The organism is Pseudomonas shirazensis (assembly GCF_014268785.2).
In the GTDB taxonomy this organism is placed as follows: Bacteria; Pseudomonadota; Gammaproteobacteria; order Pseudomonadales; family Pseudomonadaceae; genus Aquipseudomonas; species Aquipseudomonas shirazensis.
In genome coordinates, this window is record NZ_JABWRD020000003.1 from 324,852 (window position 1) to 343,962 (window position 19,111).

The window sequence follows — 19,111 nt, forward strand, 5'->3', positions numbered from 1 at the left end:
GCTAGGGTTTTGAATGGGTGCCATCCGAAAGATCCGATAGTGCTAAACCCAGGAAGCCTGCCGCGAATTCTTCCGGCGGCAGTGGCAGGCTGACGATGTAGCCCTGGATCTGTTCGCAGCCTTCAGCGGCGAGGAAATGCTGCTGCGCCTGGTTCTCTACCCCTTCGGCAATGATGGTCAGCTGCATGCTCCGGCCGAGGGCGATGATCGCGCGAGTGATCGCAGCGTCGTGCGGGTCGTCGGGCAGGCCGCGGATGAATGACTGGTCGATCTTGAGGATGTCCAGCGGCAGGCGCTTGAGGTAGCTCAGGGATGAATAGCCGGTGCCGAAGTCGTCGATCGCCAGTTGCACGCCGAGCTGCTTGAGCTGATGGAGCACGCTGAGGGCTTCCTCGGCCTGGCTCATGATGAAGTTTTCGGTGATCTCCAGCTGCAGGTCGCCGGCCTTGAGCTGGTAGGTCTTGAGCAGTTGCTCGATGCGCTTGGCCAGGTGGGGCTGGCGCATCTGAGCGCCGGCGAGGTTGATCGACAGCGGGCCGAACGGCTGATAGCGCTTTTGCCACTGGTGCATCTGCCGGCAGGCTTGTTCCAGTACCCAGTCGCCAAGCTGGAGGATTGTGCCGTTCTCTTCAGCGAGGTGGATGAAATGCTCTGGGGAAACGTCGCCGAAGGTTGGGTGGTTCCAGCGGATCAGGGCCTCTGCGCCGACCAGGTTTTGTGTCTTGAGGCTGAGCTTGGGCTGGTAGCACAGGCTCAGCTCGTTGCGTTCGATGGCGCGGCGCAGTTCGTTTTCCAGGGCCACTCGCACGCTGGCCTGGGCCGTGAGGTCACGGGTGTAGGCTTCGACCCGGTTGCGGCCTTTGGCCTTGGAGCGGTACATCGCGGCGTCGGCGTTGCGGATCAGGCTGGCGACGTCGCTGCCGTCTTGTGGGTAGAGGCTGATGCCGATACTGGCGCTGGTGAAGAACTCGTGTTCGCCGGCCTGGAACGGCGCGCTGAAGCAGGCCAGCAGTTTGTTGGCGATGGCACTGGCGTCACTTGGCTTGTGCAGACCAGGCAGCAGAATGATGAATTCGTCGCCGCCCAGCCGCGCCACGGTGTCGACGTCGCGCACCTGTTCCTTGAGGCGCTGGGCAATGCCTTTGAGCAGCAGGTCACCAACCGGGTGGCCGAGGCTGTCGTTGATGTGCTTGAAGCGATCGAGATCGAGGAACAGCACCGCGCCCTGGCGGTTGGACACCTGCGAGCACTGCAGCGCGGCATGCAGGCGGTTTTCAAACAGGGCGCGGTTGGGCAGGCCGGTCAGTGGGTCGTGATGCGCCTGGTAATCCAGTTTCGCCTGGGCGTGCTTGAGGCTGGAGATGTCGGCAAACACCGCCACGAAGTGAGTGATCTCGCGCTCGCTGTTACGCACCGCGCTGATGGTCAGCCAACTCGGGTACAGCTCGCTGTTCTTGCGCTTGTTGAAGATCTCGCCTTGCCAGTGGCCTTCGGCAGTCAGCTGGTGCCACATGGCAACGTAGAAGGCGCTGTCGTGCTGGCCGGAGGCGAGCAGGCGCGGGGTTTGGCCCAGGGCTTCGATTTCGCTGTAGCCGGTGATTTCGCTGAATGCCCGGTTGACTGCACTGATGCGCTGATCGGTGTCGGTGATCAACACACCTTCGGCAGTGTTTTCAAACACAGTGGCGGCCAGTTGCAGTTTTTCCTGCATCAGGTGGCGTTCGGTGATGTCGCGGGCGATGGTCAGCATGCAGTCGGCGCCGGCAATCGGCAGCGGTCTGGCTGACAGTTCGCAGAGGCGAATCTGACCATCGCTGCGGCGAATGTGGCAGCTGAAATCACGCACGAAGCCGTCTTTCTTGAGTTTGCTCAGCAGCAGCTTGCGTTCGTTGAGGTCGACCCAGATGCCCAGGTCCAGTGAGGTTTGATCAATGCGAGGGTCAAGGTTGTAGCCGGTCAGGCGGCAGAAGCCTTCGTTGACTTCAAGCAGCAGGCCGTCACTTTGCCTGGACAGCAACAAGCCGTCGGGCGAGGCGTGGAAGGCCTTGGCAAATTTCTCTTCGGAGATCTGCAGGCGCTGCTGGGTTTCCTTCAGCTGGCTGATGTCGCGTACGGCCACGACCAGCGCCCGGGTACCGTCGAGGTCGAAGGTCTCGGCCGAGGTGAGGCCGGTGAACAACTCGCCGTTGCTGCGCCGGAAGCTCATCTCGAGGTTGCGAATACCGCCCAGGTGCAAGCGTTCCAGTACGCTCGGGCCGCTGCCGCTGACGCCCCACAGACCAAGCTCGGTAGCGGTGCGGCCGATCACCTGATTGGGGCCGAGACCGATCTGCTCCTCGAATGCTTCGTTGACCTCAAGCAGGCAGCCGTCACTGTGCCGAGCAATCAGCAGGATGTCCGGGCATTGCTGAAACACCGAGGCGAACTTCTGCTCGGACAGGCGCAAGGCATGCTCGGTGCGCTTGGTCTCGCTGATATCGATCATCAGGCCGCGCATCACCGAGCGCTGGCCCTGTTCGATCATGCTGACGATGTCGCGCACCCACAGCGTATGGCCATCGGCGCGGATCACGCGGTAGTCGAGGCTGTGATCGCGGCCGGCGGCAGTTTCGCTGTCGCAGTAAGCCTTGGCCCAGAGCGCGTCCTCGGGATGCACGATGCTGCTCCAGAAACCGGGTCTGAGCCAGTCTCCCAGGCTGTAACCGAGCAGGTCTTCGGCGTGGGGCGAGACGTAGCTGTAGGTGAAATCGTTGGCGTCGGCTTCCCATGCGACCGCCGACAGGCTTTCGACCAGGCTGCGGTAATGGTATTCGCTGCTGCGCAGTTCCTGTTCAAGCGCTATGCGCCGGGATATTTCCGAGCTGAGCCGGCGGTTGATGCGGATGACGGCAGCGAGAACCAGCATCAGCAGCACAACTGTCGGCAGGCCATAGAGCAGCATGTCGTGCCAGAAACTGCGCTGATCGACGACGTTACCGACCCAGCGCTGCTGGATGTCATTGACTTCATCGCTGCTCATATCGGCGATGACTTTGTCGAGGATGGCCACCAGTTGCTTGTTGTCCCGGGGTACGCCCATTGCCAACTGGTAGCGGTAGGGTGTTTCGCCGCTGACGTAGAGCCCATCGAGCTTGAGCTCGCGCAGGCTCCAGATACTCGAAGCAAGGTCACCTACCACGGCGTCCACTTCGTCGGTCGCCAAGGCTTGCAGGGCCGAGCTGACATTGGGCAGGGCGACCAGATTGAGGTCGGGGTGGTGGGTGCGCAGCAGTTCATGGGGCGCGTAGTTTTCTACCACCGCGATCTTCAGCCCGTACAGATCCTTGAGCGTGCGCGGTTGCGGGCCGCCTTCATGGGCCAGGATAACGATCGGGAAGTCTAGGTATGGGCGGGTGAAGGACAGGTAGTTTTGCCGTTCTGGGGTCGACATCACGCCCGGCAGTAAATCGAGCTGATTGTTGCGGGCGAGCTCAAGCACCTCGCCCCAGGTCTTCGGCTCGGTCGGCTTGAGAGTGACGCCAAGACGCTCCTGGATCACATTGATGTAATCGGCGGCCAGTCCCTGGTAGAGGCCCTCCTGATCGCGAAACTCGAACGGGGGCCAGGATGCGTCCACGCCCAGGCGCAGCTGTGGATGGGCGCTGAGCCAGGCTTGCTCGTCTTCGGTCAGGGTCAGGGCGCCGGCCGTTGCGCTCCAGTAAAACAGGATCAGCAACAGTAGGACCGGCATTTTCGGCATAGCAGCCTCTAGGCAGATAGTCTGAATTCGAGTGTAGCCGTGCATTGCTGCGGGGTGTGAGGGTAAGACGATTAACTTCGGCAGGAATTCAACAGCTGGCGGGATTGGCCCGACAACTGCACGGTCAGTGCTGGCACTTTTTCGATGGCCAAGAAAAACCCCGGCCTGGGCCGGGGTTTGTCATCACTCGTCGAGGAAGGAGCGTAGATGCTCGCTTCTGGTCGGGTGGCGCAACTTGCGCAGCGCCTTGGCTTCAATCTGACGAATCCGCTCACGGGTTACGTCGAATTGTTTGCCGACCTCTTCAAGGGTGTGGTCGGTGTTCATGTCGATACCGAAACGCATGCGCAGCACTTTGGCTTCACGTGCGGTCAGGCCGCCCAGAACATCACGAGTCGCTTCCTTGAGGCTTTCGACCGTAGCTACATCGATTGGCGACTGCATTGTCGAGTCTTCGATGAAGTCACCCAGGTGCGAATCTTCGTCATCACCAATCGGCGTCTCCATGGAGATTGGCTCTTTGGCGATTTTCAGCACCTTGCGGATCTTGTCCTCAGGCATCTCCATACGCTCGCCAAGCTCTTCCGGGGTCGGTTCGCGACCCATTTCCTGCAACATCTGCCGGGAAATACGGTTGAGCTTGTTGATCGTCTCGATCATGTGCACCGGAATACGGATGGTGCGCGCCTGGTCGGCGATCGAGCGGGTGATGGCCTGACGAATCCACCAGGTGGCGTACGTCGAAAACTTGTAACCACGACGGTATTCGAACTTGTCGACCGCCTTCATCAAGCCGATGTTACCTTCCTGGATCAGGTCGAGGAATTGCAGGCCACGGTTGGTGTACTTCTTGGCGATCGAAATCACCAGACGCAGGTTGGCCTCGACCATCTCTTTCTTGGCGCGACGGGCCTTGGCCTCGCCGATCGACATGCGACGGTTGATGTCCTTGATTTCGGCAACGGTCAGACCGGTTTCGTTTTCAAGGTCTACCAGCTTCTGCTGGCAGGCAACGATGGCATCGTTCTTTTCGCCCAGCGCTGCAGCCCACTTGGTGCTGCGCTTGGAGAGGTCACCGCTCCAGGTCTGGTCGACTTCATTGCCCGGGAACAGGCGCAGGAAGTCGGCACGCGGCATACGCGCGTCACGTACGCACAGCTGCATGATTGCGCGTTCTTGCTGACGCAGACGGTCCAAGGCACCACGAACGCGCTCGACGAGCACCTCGAACTGCTTGGGCACCAGCTTGATCGGCATGAACAGCTCGGCCAGAACCTGCATCGCGCCAATGCTTTCGGCATGGCTGCGACCGTGCTTCTTGAGCACTTTGAGGGTAATCGCGAGCTGGTCGGACACGGCGCCGAAGCGCTGCTGGGCGAGGACTGGGTCGGGACCGCTTTCGGTCTCTTCCTCTTCCTCGCTGTCGTCTTTCTCTTCGTCCTCTTCCTCGTCGTCCTTGGCAGCAGCGGCGTTTTTGGCGCCTAGCTGCGGAGCTTCTTCGGACGGCGTGGCGATATTGTCGTCAGGGTCGATGTAACCGCTGAATACGTCGGACAGGCGACCACCTTCGGTGGTGACGCGGGTGTATTCGCCGAGGATGTAGTCGACAGTACCCGGGAAATGGGAGATAGCCCCCATGACCTCACGAATGCCTTCCTCGATCCGCTTGGCGATTTCGATCTCGCCTTCGCGGGTCAGCAGCTCGACAGTACCCATTTCGCGCATGTACATGCGCACCGGGTCGGTCGTGCGGCCGATATCGGTCTCGACAGCAGCCAGTGCTGCGGCGGCTTCTTCGGCTGCGGCCTCATCAGTGTCGGCTTCCGCCAACAACAGGGCATCCGCATCCGGAGCAGTCTCGAATACGTTGATCCCCATGTCGTTGATCATGCGGATGATGTCTTCCACCTGCTCTGGATCTGAAATATCCTCAGGCAGATGGTCGTTGACCTCCGCGTAAGTCAGGTAGCCCTGCTCACGACCGCGGGTGATCAACTCTTTGATACGAGATTGCTGTTGCGCTTTTCCGGACATAACACCCTATCCACTGAAGGTCTTGGCGGGCAAAAAAACAAGCCGAGGATTATACCCGAATAAGGGCCTCACGCGCCAGATGAGGTCGGGTTTTGTGCAGGAACTTTGCGGCTCAGCAGGGCCAAAAGCTGAGATTTTTCCTCTGGACTCAAGTCACTTTGACGCGCTTTGCGCATCAGATGTTCCAGGCTGCGCTCGCGTTGGCGGGCGGATAAGCTAGTAATGGTGTCGAAAAACTGTTGTTCAAGGTTATCGGCATCGATCAGCCATTCCTTTTCTGCCAGGGCGCGCAATAAACGGCCCTGGTCAGTGCCGTGCCAGCGTGCAATCAGTTGCATTGAGCTTAGCTTAGGATTCTTCTGTGCAGCTTCGATCAGCGAAATCAACAGCTGGTTGTACACATGCTCTTCATCGGCGAAGTGGCTGGCGTCTTCGACCTTGCCAGCCAGCAGCGGGTAATGCAGCAGGGTGCGCAAGGCCGACAGCGTTGGCGGTTCGACCGGCGCCGGCACCCTTGGCGGCGCCTCGCGCTGGCCATCCCGTTGCCAGGGTTTGCCGCCTTTCTTGTCCCAGGGTTTTTTCTCCCACTGCTTCTTGCCGGCGCCCTTGTTCGGCGTCCATGGCCGCTGCTCTTGCTGCGCGCCGTAGTCGGGCTGGTGCGCGTCGGCATAGTCGGGGGTGTAGCTGGCCATGGCGTCGTAGTCGAAGCCTGGGTCGTAATCGGGCACGCTGGCCGCCGGCGCGTTCTGCGTCAGTTGCTCGACCTGCTGAGTATCCAGCCCGGTGATTTCCTTGAGGCGGTTGCGCATCAATTGGCGCAGGTTCGCGCCGGGGACTTTTTCGATCAACGGTGCAGCCAGGGTCGCCATATGCGCCTTGCCTTCCAGTGAGCGAGGATCGGCTTCGTTGCTCAATTGCTCGAAAAAGTAATCCGCCAACGGTTGCGCGTGCTGAATGATGCGCGCGCGGAACGCGTCGGTGCCTTCGGCGCGGACCAGGCTGTCCGGGTCTTCGCCTTCGGGCAGGAACAGAAAGCGCGCGCGGCGACCGTCCTGCAGGCTCGACAGCGTCGACTCCAGTGCACGCCAGGCTGCCTTGCGACCGGCCTGATCGCCGTCAAAGCAGAACAGTACGCTCGGCACGACCCGGAACAGGCGCTTGAGGTGCTCTTCGCTGGTGGCAGTGCCGAGGGTCGCTACGGCATTGCGCAGGCCTTGCTGAGCCAGGGCGATGACGTCCATGTAGCCTTCGACGACGATGATTTCGTCGAGGCTGCGGTTGTGCTTGCGCGCTTCATACAGGCCGTACAGCTCCTGGCCTTTGTGAAATACCGGGGTCTCCGGCGAGTTCAGGTACTTGGGCTTGTCGTCACCCAGCACGCGGCCGCCAAAGGCGATGATCCGGCCACGGCTGTCGCGGATCGGGAACATCACCCGGTCGCGGAAACGGTCGTAGCGCTTGCCACTTTCGGCGTTCTCGATCAGCAGGCCGGCATCGATCATGACCTTTTGCTGCAGGCTGTCGGCACCCAGGTGCTTCATCAGGTTGTCCCAGCCGGGCGGGGCGAAGCCCAGGCTGAAATCACGGGCGATTTCGCCGGACAGGCCGCGGCCCTTGAGGTAGTCAACGGCCGCCTTGCGCGTCTGATGGCTGCGCAGCGCCTGGCGGTAGTATTCGGCGGCAGCTTCCAGCAAAGGGTACAGCGGCGAGTCGGTCGGTTGACGGGGCTTGTTGCCACGCCGGCCTTCTTCGCGCGGAACTTCCATGCCGGCACTGCGGGCGAGGTCTTCGACGGCCTGGGGGAAGTCCAGGTTGTCGTGGTCCATGACGAAGCCGAGCGCGTTACCGCCGGCGCCGCAACCGAAGCAGTAATAGAACTGCTTGTCGGGGCTGACCGTGAACGACGGCGATTTTTCTTTGTGGAACGGGCAGCAGGCGGAGTAGTTCTTGCCGGTTTTTTTCAGCTGGACGCGCGAACTCACCACGTCGACTATGTCGGTGCGGTTAAGCAGATCGTCAATGAAGCTCTGGGGAATCAGCCCGGCCATGGCAGTCTCGTCATCGTGCAGTCGGCAAGTCTAATCGCTAACGCAAGGGTGCGGGAATGATGGGTGCGGTGCGATGCAGTGAGGGTCAAGCGGGGGGAGTGTGCGCGTCGCCAGCCACAAGGGCTCGTCAGACAGGGACGGCACGCCTGGTCGCGAGGACCAGTTCTGACGTGTGTTACGGTTGCCGGCTGCTCTAGGTAGCTGGCGCCTCGGGCTCGCGCCTGAGGTTTGAAGCTGCTGCTGCCGACTGCCCGGGGTTAGCCGGGCAGGGCAGAAGCTTTGCGACGAACGTCTGTATTAGTACAGGCGAACGGCGCGGCGCTGTTCGCGCTGCACTTTCTTCGCGTGACGCTTGACTGCAGCAGCAGCCTTGCGCTTACGCTCGGAAGTTGGCTTTTCGTAAAACTCGCGGCTACGCACTTCAGCCAGTACACCGGCTTTTTCGCAGGAGCGCTTAAAACGACGCAGAGCTACGTCGAAGGGTTCGTTCTCTTTTACTTTGACGGCTGGCATCCAGGGCTACCTTCGTTCGTTACCGGGGTAGACGTGCTCCTGACAAAAATAAAGATGCGCTGGAGAACGTCGGTTTTCAAGGGTTGCGGATGTTAACGCTAAGCTGACCGGAATGCAAAGCCTCTGATCGAAAACCGCTGGTCGGCACTGGGCACGGGGACTATCATGCGCGCCTTCGAATTCAGCCTAAACAAGGCACAGACCCATGCTAGTACTGGGATTGGAAACATCCTGCGATGAAACCGGCGTCGCATTATACGACAGTGAACGCGGTTTGCTCGCTGATGCACTGTTCAGTCAAATCGACCTGCACCGCGCCTACGGCGGCGTTGTGCCCGAGCTCGCCTCGCGCGATCACGTCAAGCGCATGCTGCCGTTGATCCGCGAAGTGCTGGCGGATGCCGGCGCAGTGGCCAGCGATATCGACGCAATCGCCTACACCGCAGGCCCGGGCCTGGTCGGTGCGCTGCTGGTGGGCGCCTCCTGCGCTCAGTCGATGGCATTTGCCTGGGATATCCCGGCAATCGGCGTGCATCACATGGAAGGCCACCTGCTCGCGCCGATGCTTGAAGAGCAGCCGCCGCAGTTCCCGTTCGTCGCTTTGTTGGTGTCTGGCGGCCATACGCAGCTGGTTCGGGTCGATGGTATCGGCCAGTACCAGTTGCTCGGCGAGAGCCTGGACGACGCCGCCGGCGAGGCCTTCGACAAGACTGCCAAGCTGATCGGTCTGAATTACCCCGGCGGCCCGGAAATCGCCCGCCTGGCCGAGCAGGGTGTGCCGGGGCGCTTCACGTTCCCACGGCCGATGACCGACCGCCCTGGGCTGGAATTCAGCTTCAGTGGCCTCAAGACCTCAGCGCTGAACACCTGGAACAAGTGCCGTGATGCCGGTGACGACACCGAGCAAACCCGTTGCGACGTGTCGCTGGCGTTCCAGCAGGCGGTAGTCGACACTCTGACCATCAAGTGCAAGCGCGCCCTGCAGCAGACCGGCCTCAAGCGCCTGGTGATTGCCGGCGGGGTCAGTGCCAATACCGCGTTGCGCGCATCGCTCGAAGGCATGCTCGCCTCGATCAAGGGCAGTGTTTACTACGCGCGTCCGCGCTTTTGCACCGACAACGGCGCGATGATCGCCTATGCCGGTTGTCAGCGTTTGCTGGCCGGGCAGCAGCAGGATCTGGCGATCAGCGTGCAGGCGCGCTGGCCGATGGAGCAGTTGCCGCCGATCTGATCGGTTTTTTAAAGGGTTGGGGCGGCGTCAGAAATGCCGTTCGCGGCCAGCGAACAGGTCGCGCAGGTTGCGTCGATGGCGCCAGACGATGAGTAGCGTCAGCACACTCATCGGCAGCAGCGCCGCCGGCTCGCGCCAGGCCAGCAATGGCAGGGTCAGCGGAGTGGCGATCAATGCGGCTAGTGAGCTGGTGCGGGTCAGGTAGAAGGTCACTAGCCAGGCCGTGATAGCCAGCAAGGCAGCTGGAATGTACAGCGCCAGGAGCACGCCGGCGGCAGTGGCTACGCCCTTGCCGCCACGGAAGCGAAAGTACACCGGGAACAGGTGGCCGATGACCGCGCACAGGCCGATCCAGGCTTGCTGTTGCAGGCCCAGCCCGGCTTGCTCGGCCAGCAGCACGGGCACGATGCCCTTGCACAGGTCGCCCAGCAGGGTCAGGATCGCCATCTTGCGCCCAGCCAGGCGCAGCATGTTGGTCGCCCCGGCATTGCCCGAACCGCTTGAGCGAGGGTCGGGGTTGCCGCTGAGGCGGCTCAGAACAATGGCAAAGGACAGCGAGCCAAGCAGGTAGGCGAGCATCGCCAATAACCAAAACATGCTAACTATTCCGGGCGAGGACGCCTTGATTCTAACGGCGCCAGTCGCCCTTGTCGTGCTGTGGAGAGAAGTGCTTGGACAGAGTGTTCATCGAAGGCCTGGAAGTCGATACGGTAATCGGCGCCTACGACTGGGAGCGGGAGATTCGCCAGTGCCTGCGCCTGGACCTGAGTCTGGCGTGGGACAACCGCCCTGCGGCCGCCACTGACGACCTCAACCTGGCCCTGTGCTACGCCACCATCACGGCGCGCATTCAGGCCTTTGCCGAACAGGCGCGGTTCGAACTGGTAGAAACCTTCGCCGAGCGCCTGGTCGCGCTGTTGATGGCCGAATTCAATATCCCCTGGATACGCCTGAAGCTGACCAAGCCGGGCGCGGTGCCGGCGGCCCGTGGTGGTGTTGGCGTGGAGATCGAGCGCGGATGTCTCTGAGCACGGTATATCTGGGGCTGGGCAGCAATGTCGAGCGCGAGCGGCACTTGTGTGCAGGCCTCGACGCGCTGGCCAGCTTTCTCGGCGACATGCGTTGCTCGGCAGTATTCGAAAGCCAGGCGGTGGGGATCAAGAGTGGTCCGTTCTACAACCTGGTGGTGACCGGGCAAACCGACCTGCCGCTGCTCGAGCTGGGCCGTCGGCTGAAGTTGATCGAGGCGGAAAACGGCCGCTACGCGCCTGAGCGCAAGGGCTTGCCGCTGGATATCGATGTGCTGATGTATGACGATCTGCACGGTAGCTTTGATGGCCTGGAATTGCCGCGGGCGGAGATTCTGAAAAACGCCTTTGTGCTGCTGCCGTTGTCGCAGATCGCGCCGCAGCTGGTCCATCCCGGTGAGGGCAAGCGCATGGCCCAGCTATGGCAGGACGCCAACATCGATCAGATATTGGCACCTGTGCCGTTCGAATGGCGCGGCTTGCAGTTGACCCGGACCTGAACTGCAGTCACAACGGCATTCAGCGCTGGGTATAGGCTTCGAGTGCCGACAATCGCTGGGCTTTGACCGCCTCGCCCAGCGCTTGCCCGGTCAGGCCTTGCTGGACCAGGTCTTTTACTTCTACGGCTTTCGCGGCTGCAGCTGCCCCGCGCAGGTAGGCACTCTGCGAGCAGTCATGCAACGAGTGTCCATGGGCAATCATCTCGCAGACTGCCATGAAGTCTTCCAGGCGCTGCGGGCGGCGATAGATGTCGAACTTCTGCAAAATATCGAACAACGTGCTGGCATCCAGCGCTGCTGCCTGCTGGTACTGATGCTGCCATTCGCCCACCAGGGTGGCGAGTTCCTGGCACTCGCGGGGTGCCTTGAAGCGTTGGTTGACGGCTTTGATGGCTGCACCCAGATCATGGGTCAGGCAGGCCCAGCGTACGTGCAGTGGCTGGTCATGGGCTGCGGCGTGGGCCAACACGGCCAAGGTGGTCTGGCCGCGTTCACCTGGCGTGGCAAACAGCGAATCCAGCTCGGGTAGCAGCTCTTTGAGCGCGCCGCAGGCCAGCAGCACTTCAATGAATACCTGTGGCTGATCTTCCATCAGGGCCCGTTCGATCTCCTTCCAGCTGCGTTCGGCAGTCAGCGCCTGCAGTTCACCGGACTCGGTGATCTGGCGCATCAACTCAAGCGTCTGGGCGGCCACCGTGAAGCCCAAAGCGGCATAGCGCGCAGCGAACCGCGCAACCCGCAGCACGCGCAGGGGATCTTCGGCGAACGCCGGGGATAGATGGCGCAGGATGCGCTGTTCGAGGTCACTCTGGCCGTTGTAGGGATCGTATAGGTTGCCCTGCAGGTCTTCGGCCATGGCATTGATGGTCAGATCGCGGCGGATCAGATCTTCTTCGAGGGTAACGTCGGGGCTGGCGTGAAAGGTAAAGCCGCCATAGCCGCATCCGCTCTTGCGTTCGGTGCGCGCAAGTGCGTACTCCTCGCCGGTTTTCGGGTGGATGAAGACCGGGAAATCAGCACCGACCGGGCGATAGCCCAGCGCTTGCATCTGCTCGACCGTTGCACCCACTACCAGCCAGTCGACATCGCTTACCGGCAAGCCCAGCAGGCGGTCGCGCACGGCGCCGCCGACTTTGTAAATCTGCATGTAGAACCTCCATAGCTGGCGACAGGATACCCTGTCGACAGCAATGGCGGTGGCTGGGCTAGAGGTGGTGGATCACCGCCAGGTCCATCCGGCCATAGTCGCCGGGGTCGCCGTGCTCACCGCGTGGCGGCATGTGATGGGTCTTCATGATCTGGTCACCTTGCACGGTCTCCAGATGGATATCGAAGCCCCACAAACGGTGCAGGTGCTTGAGGACTTCTTCGGTGGAGTCGCCCAGTGGTTTGCGGTTGTGCTGCTGGTGGCGCAGGGTCAGCGAGCGGTCACCGCGACGGTCGATGCTCCAGATCTGCACGTTCGGTTCGCGGTTGCCGAGGTTGTACTGCGATGCCAGTTGTTCGCGGATGGTGCGGTAGCCGTCTTCGTCGTGGATTGCAGGCACCAGCAGGTCATCACGCTGGTCGTCGTCAAGGATGCTGAATAGCTTCAGGTCGCGGATTACCTTGGGTGACAGGTACTGCAGAATGAAGCTCTCATCCTTGAAACTGCTCATGGCGAACTTGATGGTAGACAACCAATCGCTGCCGGCAATTTCAGGGAACCAGCGGCGATCTTCATCGGTTGGGTGTTCACACATACGCCGGATGTCGACGTACATGGCGAAGCCCAGAGCATAGGGGTTGATGCCGCTGTAATACGGGCTGTCGAAGCCGGGCTGGAACACCACACTGGTGTGCGACTGCAAAAACTCCATCATGAAGCCTTCGGTGACCAGGCCTTCGTCGTACAAGTCATTCATCAAGGTGTAATGCCAGAAGGTTGCCCAGCCTTCGTTCATCACCTGGGTTTGGCGCTGTGGATAGAAGTACTGGGCAATCTTGCGCACGATGCGCACCACTTCACGCTGCCAAGGCTCGAGCAATGGGGCGTGTTTCTCGATGAAATAAAGGATGTTCTCCTGCGGTTCGGCCGGGAAGCGCGCGTCGTCGCGGTCGTTGCCCTTGTCGGCGCCTTTGGGGATGGTCCGCCACAGGTCGTTGATCTGGCGTTGCAGGTGCTCTTCACGATCCTTTTGCCGGCGGCGCTCTTCCTCGGCGGAAATCGGGTAGGGACGTTTGTAGCGGTCCACACCGTAGTTCATCAAGGCGTGACAGGAGTCGATCAGGTCTTCCACCGCGTCGATGCCATGGCGCTCTTCACACTGGGCGATGTACTGCTTGGCGAACACCAGGTAATCGATGATCGAGCTGGCATCGGTCCAGGTGCGGAACAGGTAGTTGCCCTTGAAGAAGCTGTTGTGGCCGTAGCAGGCGTGAGCAATCACCAGTGCCTGCATGCACATGGTGTTTTCTTCCATCAGGTAGGCGATGCATGGGTCGGAGTTGATCACGATCTCGTAAGCGAGGCCCATCTGGCCCCGACTGTAGGACTTCTCGGTGCTGAGGAACTGCTTGCCGTAGGACCAGTGGTGGTAACCGAGCGGCATGCCGATCGAGGCATAGGCATCCATCATCTGTTCGGCAGTGATGACCTCGATCTGGTTGGGGTAAGTGTCCAGCGCGTAACGCTCGGCCAGCCGACCGATTTCACGGTCGTAGGTCTGGATCAGGTCGAACGTCCACTCGGACCCGGTGGAAATCGGTTGGCGTCTCTGTGCTCTGGCGGTCATGTGGCTAACCTGCGCTGGAAGAGTTCACGGAAGACCGGATAGATATCACCGGCCGAGACCAACTGCTGCTGGGCAAAGGTATCCGGGAACGAATCGCCGATGCGCTCGTACTCGTACCACAGCGCCTGGTGCTCACGTGGGGTAATTTCAACGTAAGTGTAGTACTGCACATGCGGCATGATCTGCTTGGAGAGGATCTCGCGGCAGATCGGCGAATCGTCGTTCCAGTTGTCCCCGTCCGAAGCTTGCGCGGCGTAGATATTCCAGTCGTTGGTCGGATACCGTTCGGCCATGATCTCCTGCATCAGTTTGAGCGCACTGGAGACGATGGTGCCGCCGGTTTCGCGCGAATAGAAAAACTCTTCTTCGTCGACTTCGCGGGCACTGGTGTGGTGACGGATGAACACCACGTCGATGCGGTCGTAGTTCCGCTTGAGGAACAGATACAACAGGATGAAGAAGCGTTTGGCGATGTCCTTGGTGGCCTGGGTCATCGAGCCGGACACGTCCATCAGGCAGAACATCACCGCCTTGGAGCTGGGGCTGGGCTGCTTGACCAGCAGGTTGTACTTGAGGTCGAAGGTGTCGAGGAAGGGCAGGCGGTTGATCCGCGCGCTCAAACGCTGGATCTCGGCTTCGACTGCCTGGATATCGGTGAAATTGTCCGGCTCTTCGACTTTCAGTCGTGCCAGCTCCGCCTTGGCCTCGCGCAACAGGGCGCGGCTGCTGCCGGTCAGGGCGATGCGCCGGGCATGAGCCGAGCGCAGGGTGCGGATGATGTTGATGCGTGCCGGGTTGCCTTCGTTGCTGATCCCGGCGCGGACGGTCTTGTAAGTCTCGGTGCCGGTCAGCTGGCGTTTGACCAGGTTGGGCAGCTCGAGATCCTCGAACATGAACTCGAGAAACTCTTCCTGAGTGATCTGGAATACGAAGTCGTCCATGCCATCGCCGGAATTACCCGCTTTGCCACGTCCGCCGCCACCGCCGGCGCCGCCTTGCGGCCGCGCGATGTGTTCACCGGCGGTGAATTCCTTGTTGCCTGGATGGACCACGGTCTGCTTGCCGCCGCGGCCATGATGAAGCACCGGTTCGTCGATATCACGCCCGGGGATGCTGATTTGTTCGCCGTGCTCCATGTCCATGATGGAACGACGACTCACCGCCTCTTCGACGGCCTTCTTGATGTGGTCACGATACCGGCGCAGAAAACGCTGGCGGTTGACCGTGCTCTTGTTCTTGCCGTTCAGGCGTCGGTCGATTACGTAGCTCATGGTCTCTCCGCTGACAACAGCTGCAGGCTTGAAGCTGCACGAAACAGCCACCACCAGTACCGCAGGCTGTGGCGCAGCGTCGAAACGGTGCGCTGCACAGCGTGCGGTCTGGGCCGTCTAGCTAGCCGCTTACTGCGATTTCCTGACCCGCAGGTACCATTCCGAAAGCAGGCGCACCTGCTTGTCGGTGTAGCCACGCTCCACCATCCGAGTGACGAAGTCGTTGTGCTTCTGCTGGTCCTCTTTGCTGGCCTTGGCGTTGAAGCTGATGACCGGCAGCAGGTCCTCGGTGTTGGAGAACATTTTTTTCTCGATCACCACCCGCAGTTTTTCGTAGCTGAGCCAGGTTGGGTTCTTGCCGTTGTTGTTGGCGCGGGCACGCAACACGAAGTTGACGATCTCGTTGCGGAAGTCCTTCGGATTGCTGATGCCGGCCGGTTTCTCGATCTTTTCCAGCTCCTCGTTGAGGGCAATCCGGTTGAGGATTTCGCCGGTTTCCGGGTCGCGATACTCCTGGTCCTGAATCCAGAAGTCTGCATACAGCACATAACGGTCGAAGATGTTCTGGCCGTACTCGCTGTAGGACTCGAGGTAGGCGGTCTGGATTTCCTTGCCGATGAACTCGATGTAGCGCGGTGCCAGGTACTCTTTGAGGAAGCGCAGATAGCGTTCACGCACCTCGGCCGGGAATTGCTCCTGCTCGATCTGCTGCTCCAGTACATACAGCAGGTGCACCGGGTTGGCCGCTACCTCGTGGGCGTCGAAGTTGAACACCTTGGACAGGATCTTGAACGCGAAGCGGGTCGACAGACCGTTCATGCCCTCGTCGACACCGGCCGAATCGCGGTACTCCTGGATCGACTTGGCTTTCGGATCGGTGTCCTTGAGGTTCTCGCCGTCGTAGACGCGCATCTTCGAGTAGATGTTGGAGTTTTCCGGCTCCTTGAGGCGCGACAGCACAGTGAACTGGGCCAGCATCTTCAAGGTATCGGGCGCGCAATGCGCCTTGGCCAGCGAGCTGTTGAACAGCAGCTTGTCGTAGATCTTGATCTCGTCACTGACGCGCAGGCAGTACGGCACCTTGACGATGTAGATCCGGTCGATGAACGCTTCGTTGTTCTTGTTGTTACGGAAGGTGTGCCACTCCGATTCGTTGGAGTGAGCCAGCAGGATGCCGGAGTAGGGGATCGCCCCCAGTCCTTCGGTACTGTTGTAGTTACCTTCCTGAGTAGCTGTCAGCAGTGGGTGGAGGACCTTGATCGGCGCCTTGAACATCTCGACGAATTCCATCAGACCCTGGTTGGCCCGGCACAATGCGCCCGAGTAGCTGTAGGCGTCGGCGTCGTTCTGCGGGAACTCTTCGAGCTTGCGGATATCGACCTTGCCGACCAGTGCCGAGATGTCCTGGTTGTTCTCGTCACCGGGTTCGGTCTTGGCCACGGCGATCTGATTGAGGATCGACGGGTACAGCTTGACCACCTTGAACTGGCTGATGTCGCCCCCGAACTCAGCCAGTCGCTTGGTCGCCCAGGGCGACATGATGGTGTTCAAATAACGCCGTGGGATGCCGAAGTCTTCTTCGAGAATGGCGCCGTCTTCTGTCGCATTGAACAGACCCAGCGGCGACTCGAAGACCGGCGAGCCCTTGATCGCATAGAACGGTACTTTTTCGATCAGTTGCTTGAGCTTCTCGGCCAGCGACGACTTACCGCCACCTACCGGGCCGAGCAAATAAAGGATCTGTTTCTTCTCTTCCAGGCCCTGCGCAGCATGGCGGAAGTAGGAAACGATCTGGTCGATGCACTCTTCCATGCCATGGAAGTCGGCAAAGGCCGGATAGCGCCGGATCACCTTGTTGGAAAAGATGCGCGACAGCCGTGAGTTGGTGGAAGTATCGATCACCTCCGGTTCACCGATGGCCAGCAACAGCCGTTCGGCCGCCGAGGCGTACGCGCTGCGGTCCTGCTTGCACAGCTCCAGGTATTCCTGCAGCGACAGTTCTTCCTGACGGGTTGACTCGAAACGTTGTTGGAAGTGGCTAAAAATACTCATGACGTCACCTCGCTCGATACGTGGAGCCGACGCCGGATCAATCAGTTGATGCTGGCAGCTGCCGGATTTCGCCGGCCGCTGTGTACCCCCCAGAACACCCTTGAAGCGCTACCGATGACCCGCACGCCGGTGTACCGGCTCTCCCCTTTTTGGATGGCCTGAGCTTAAGAGTAGTTGGTTCTGCGCAAGGGCAAGGGCGCTAGGCCGAGAAGTTTGCCGCGACCGTTCGTCAGGTCTGGCGCAGCCCGCACGGGGCGCGGGCTGCAGGCTAAGTGAAAATTTATTCGGCGGAGCTGGTAGCGGTCTCGGCGGGGTAGGTGTTGCGCCACAGTTCAAAGCCGCCATCAAGGCTGTAGACGTCGGAAAAACCTTGGCCAATCAGGTACGCGGCAGCGCTCTGGCTGGAGTTGCCGTGGTAGCAGACCACCACGGTAGGCTTGTCCAGATCGGCGGCGCGAATGAAGTCGCTGATCGAGTGGTTGTCCAGGTGCTGAGCGCCATCGATGTGGCCAGCGGCGTAGGCTTGCGGGTCACGGATGTCGACCACGACTGCACCTTGCTCGCGCAGGGCCTGGGCCTGCTCGGGAGGGATGCGCTTGAATTCGCTCATGGCGAGGTTCCTTCTGGGCTGATCGTTGAGTTTAGCTGACTGACCGGCGGGCGCGGGGTCCCGTCGTCGGCGCAGTCACAGCGGTGCATTTCGCCACTGTCGACGTTGTACAGGGTCATCGCGCCGCCCCACACGCAGCCGGTGTCCAGCGCTACTACGCCAGGGGCGTCGGCTTGCCCTTCGAGGGCGGCCCAGTGGCCGAAGATGATCTGCACATGCCGGGAGCGGCGGTCTTTGTGCGCGAACCAGGGCTTGTAGCCCTTGGGTGCAGTGTCCAGGCCTTCTTTGCTTTTCAGGTCTAGTTTGCCTGCGGCGGTGCAGAAGCGCATGCGGGTGAAGTAGTTGGTGATCACGCGCAGGCGATCGACCCCGCTGAGGTCCTTGCTCCACTTGTTCGGCTCGTTGCCGTACATGCCGTCCAGATAGAGTTTGAGTCGGGTGTCGTCGCGCAGTACCTGCTCTACCTCGGCAGCCAGTTCAAGGGCTTTGCCCAGGGTCCATTGAGGTGGGATACCGGCATGCACCAGGGCAACGCCGCGCTGCTCGTCGTAATGCAGCAGTTTTTGCCGGCGCAGCCAGTCGAGCAACTGATCGGCATCTGGCGCTTCGAGAATCTCGCGCAGGGTGTCGCTTTTTTTCAGGCGCTCGACGTTGTGCCAGGCCGCCAGCAGGTGCAGGTCATGGTTACCCAGCACGCACACCAGCGAATCGCGCATGGCGTACAGGTAACGCAGTGTTTCCAGCGATTCGGGGCCGCGGTTGACCAGGTCACCGACCAGCCACAGGCGGTCGACAGCTGGATTGAAGCGCACACGTTCGAGCAGGCACTTGAGCGGCTGCAGGCAGCCTTGCAGATCACCGACGGCGTACACAGCCATCAGTGCAGCGACCCAGGTACAGCCAGGCGGAAGGGGGCAATGGCGGCATCGAAGCGCTTACCGTCTTCGGCGAACATCTGGTAGCTGCCCTGCATGGCACCGACGCGGGTGCTGATCACCGCACCGCTGCTGTAGGTGTGGCTCTGCCCAGGCGCGATCAGCGGTTGCTGGCCCACCACACCGGCCCCGCGCACTTCTTCGACTTCGCCGTTGCCATTGGTGATCAGCCAGTGCCGTGACATCAGCTTGGCTGCGACCGTGCCGCTGTTCTGCACGGTAATGGTGTAGGCGAACGCAAAGCGCTCGTTGTCGGGGTCGGACTGTTCTTTGAGGTAGCGGGTGACGACGTTAACGTCGATCAGGTATCGAGGGTCGGACATGCAATGGCCTTGAGCAAACACGCGATTACGGCAATGCATGCAGTCTAGGCTAT

At 60.8% G+C, this 19,111-nt stretch carries 15 protein-coding genes; 3 read left to right on the top strand and 12 right to left on the bottom strand.

Going from position 1 to position 19,111, the window contains the following annotated elements; all coding sequences use genetic code 11:
* Position 1: 1 nt before the first annotated feature.
* From HU736_RS17390 to rpsU, 4 genes are all read right to left on the bottom strand, one after another.
* Positions 2-3,739: a bifunctional diguanylate cyclase/phosphodiesterase gene (locus HU736_RS17390; protein ID WP_186700418.1), complete on the bottom strand. Its 3,738-nt coding sequence runs from the start codon at positions 3,737-3,739 to the stop codon at positions 2-4.
* Positions 3,740-3,922: 183 nt separating this feature from the next.
* Positions 3,923-5,773, bottom strand: a complete 1,851-nt coding sequence (rpoD, locus tag HU736_RS17395) for an RNA polymerase sigma factor RpoD (protein ID WP_101322402.1) — start codon at positions 5,771-5,773, stop codon at positions 3,923-3,925.
* Positions 5,774-5,841: 68 nt separating this feature from the next.
* A complete protein-coding gene (gene dnaG, locus HU736_RS17400; RefSeq protein ID WP_150571166.1) occupies positions 5,842-7,821 on the bottom strand; it encodes a DNA primase in 1,980 nt (659 codons plus the stop codon).
* A gap of 297 nt (positions 7,822-8,118) precedes the next feature.
* Positions 8,119-8,334, bottom strand: a complete 216-nt coding sequence (gene rpsU / locus HU736_RS17405) for a 30S ribosomal protein S21 (protein WP_002551877.1) — start codon at positions 8,332-8,334, stop codon at positions 8,119-8,121.
* Positions 8,335-8,539: 205 nt separating this feature from the next.
* On the opposite strand from rpsU, the gene tsaD reads away from it, so the two are divergent.
* Positions 8,540-9,565, top strand: a complete 1,026-nt coding sequence (gene tsaD / locus HU736_RS17410) for a tRNA (adenosine(37)-N6)-threonylcarbamoyltransferase complex transferase subunit TsaD (RefSeq protein WP_186700416.1) — start codon at positions 8,540-8,542, stop codon at positions 9,563-9,565.
* Between the two features lie 27 nt (positions 9,566-9,592).
* On the opposite strand, the gene plsY is transcribed toward tsaD, so the two are convergent.
* Entirely contained in the window at positions 9,593-10,162 is a 570-nt protein-coding gene (plsY, locus tag HU736_RS17415) for a glycerol-3-phosphate 1-O-acyltransferase PlsY (RefSeq protein ID WP_103435199.1), read from the bottom strand.
* A 74-nt stretch (positions 10,163-10,236) separates the two neighbouring features.
* Between plsY and folB the strand changes: the two genes are divergently transcribed.
* Together folB and folK are read left to right on the top strand one after the other, a co-directional pair.
* The gene (folB, locus tag HU736_RS17420) at positions 10,237-10,593 is read left to right on the top strand and encodes a dihydroneopterin aldolase (RefSeq protein WP_101322398.1); all 357 of its coding nucleotides are present in this window, start codon (positions 10,237-10,239) and stop codon (positions 10,591-10,593) included.
* Positions 10,584-11,093, top strand: a complete 510-nt coding sequence (folK, locus tag HU736_RS17425) for a 2-amino-4-hydroxy-6-hydroxymethyldihydropteridine diphosphokinase (RefSeq protein ID WP_186700414.1) — start codon at positions 10,584-10,586, stop codon at positions 11,091-11,093. Before folB ends, folK begins: the two co-directional genes overlap by 10 nt.
* Positions 11,094-11,112: 19 nt before the next feature.
* On the opposite strand, the gene HU736_RS17430 is transcribed toward folK, so the two are convergent.
* The 7 genes from HU736_RS17430 to apaG all read right to left on the bottom strand — a co-directional run bounded on the left by HU736_RS17430 (position 11,113) and on the right by apaG (position 19,058).
* Positions 11,113-12,240: a multifunctional CCA addition/repair protein gene (locus HU736_RS17430; protein ID WP_186700412.1), complete on the bottom strand. Its 1,128-nt coding sequence runs from the start codon at positions 12,238-12,240 to the stop codon at positions 11,113-11,115.
* Positions 12,241-12,298: 58 nt separating this feature from the next.
* A complete protein-coding gene (locus HU736_RS17435; protein WP_101322395.1) occupies positions 12,299-13,867 on the bottom strand; it encodes a SpoVR family protein in 1,569 nt (522 codons plus the stop codon).
* A complete protein-coding gene (locus tag HU736_RS17440; protein ID WP_101322394.1) occupies positions 13,864-15,138 on the bottom strand; it encodes a YeaH/YhbH family protein in 1,275 nt (424 codons plus the stop codon). Before HU736_RS17440 ends, HU736_RS17435 begins: the two co-directional genes overlap by 4 nt.
* A 129-nt stretch (positions 15,139-15,267) precedes the next feature.
* Positions 15,268-17,190 carry a PrkA family serine protein kinase gene (locus tag HU736_RS17445; protein ID WP_103435196.1) on the bottom strand — a complete coding sequence of 641 codons (1,923 nt, stop codon included), beginning with the start codon at positions 17,188-17,190 and terminating at the stop codon, positions 15,268-15,270.
* A 280-nt stretch (positions 17,191-17,470) separates the two neighbouring features.
* Complete coding sequence (glpE, locus tag HU736_RS17450; RefSeq protein WP_101322392.1) at positions 17,471-17,800, bottom strand: thiosulfate sulfurtransferase GlpE; 330 nt, start codon at positions 17,798-17,800, stop codon at positions 17,471-17,473.
* Complete coding sequence (locus HU736_RS17455; RefSeq protein ID WP_103435195.1) at positions 17,797-18,678, bottom strand: symmetrical bis(5'-nucleosyl)-tetraphosphatase; 882 nt, start codon at positions 18,676-18,678, stop codon at positions 17,797-17,799. The genes glpE and HU736_RS17455 overlap by 4 nt, the downstream gene beginning before the upstream one ends.
* Positions 18,678-19,058 carry a Co2+/Mg2+ efflux facilitator ApaG/CorD gene (gene apaG, locus HU736_RS17460; RefSeq protein WP_103435194.1) on the bottom strand — a complete coding sequence of 127 codons (381 nt, stop codon included), beginning with the start codon at positions 19,056-19,058 and terminating at the stop codon, positions 18,678-18,680. Before apaG ends, HU736_RS17455 begins: the two co-directional genes overlap by 1 nt.
* Positions 19,059-19,111 lie beyond the last annotated feature (53 nt).

Bases quoted from the DNA above. Each gene is read 5' to 3' on its own strand.
- HU736_RS17390 (WP_186700418.1), bottom strand. From the start codon at position 3,739: ATGCCGAAAATGCCGGTCCTACTGTTGCTGATCCTGTTTTACTGGAGC.
- rpoD (WP_101322402.1), bottom strand. From the start codon at position 5,773: ATGTCCGGAAAAGCGCAACAGCAATCTCGTATCAAAGAGTTGATCACC.
- dnaG (WP_150571166.1), bottom strand. From the start codon at position 7,821: ATGGCCGGGCTGATTCCCCAGAGCTTCATTGACGATCTGCTTAACCGC.
- rpsU (WP_002551877.1), bottom strand. From the start codon at position 8,334: ATGCCAGCCGTCAAAGTAAAAGAGAACGAACCCTTCGACGTAGCTCTG.
- tsaD (WP_186700416.1), top strand. From the start codon at position 8,540: ATGCTAGTACTGGGATTGGAAACATCCTGCGATGAAACCGGCGTCGCA.
- plsY (WP_103435199.1), bottom strand. From the start codon at position 10,162: ATGTTTTGGTTATTGGCGATGCTCGCCTACCTGCTTGGCTCGCTGTCC.
- folK (WP_186700414.1), top strand. From the start codon at position 10,584: ATGTCTCTGAGCACGGTATATCTGGGGCTGGGCAGCAATGTCGAGCGC.
- HU736_RS17430 (WP_186700412.1), bottom strand. From the start codon at position 12,240: ATGCAGATTTACAAAGTCGGCGGCGCCGTGCGCGACCGCCTGCTGGGC.
- HU736_RS17435 (WP_101322395.1), bottom strand. From the start codon at position 13,867: ATGACCGCCAGAGCACAGAGACGCCAACCGATTTCCACCGGGTCCGAG.
- HU736_RS17440 (WP_101322394.1), bottom strand. From the start codon at position 15,138: ATGAGCTACGTAATCGACCGACGCCTGAACGGCAAGAACAAGAGCACG.
- HU736_RS17445 (WP_103435196.1), bottom strand. From the start codon at position 17,190: ATGAGTATTTTTAGCCACTTCCAACAACGTTTCGAGTCAACCCGTCAG.
- glpE (WP_101322392.1), bottom strand. From the start codon at position 17,800: ATGAGCGAATTCAAGCGCATCCCTCCCGAGCAGGCCCAGGCCCTGCGC.
- HU736_RS17455 (WP_103435195.1), bottom strand. From the start codon at position 18,678: ATGGCTGTGTACGCCGTCGGTGATCTGCAAGGCTGCCTGCAGCCGCTC.
- apaG (WP_103435194.1), bottom strand. From the start codon at position 19,058: ATGTCCGACCCTCGATACCTGATCGACGTTAACGTCGTCACCCGCTAC.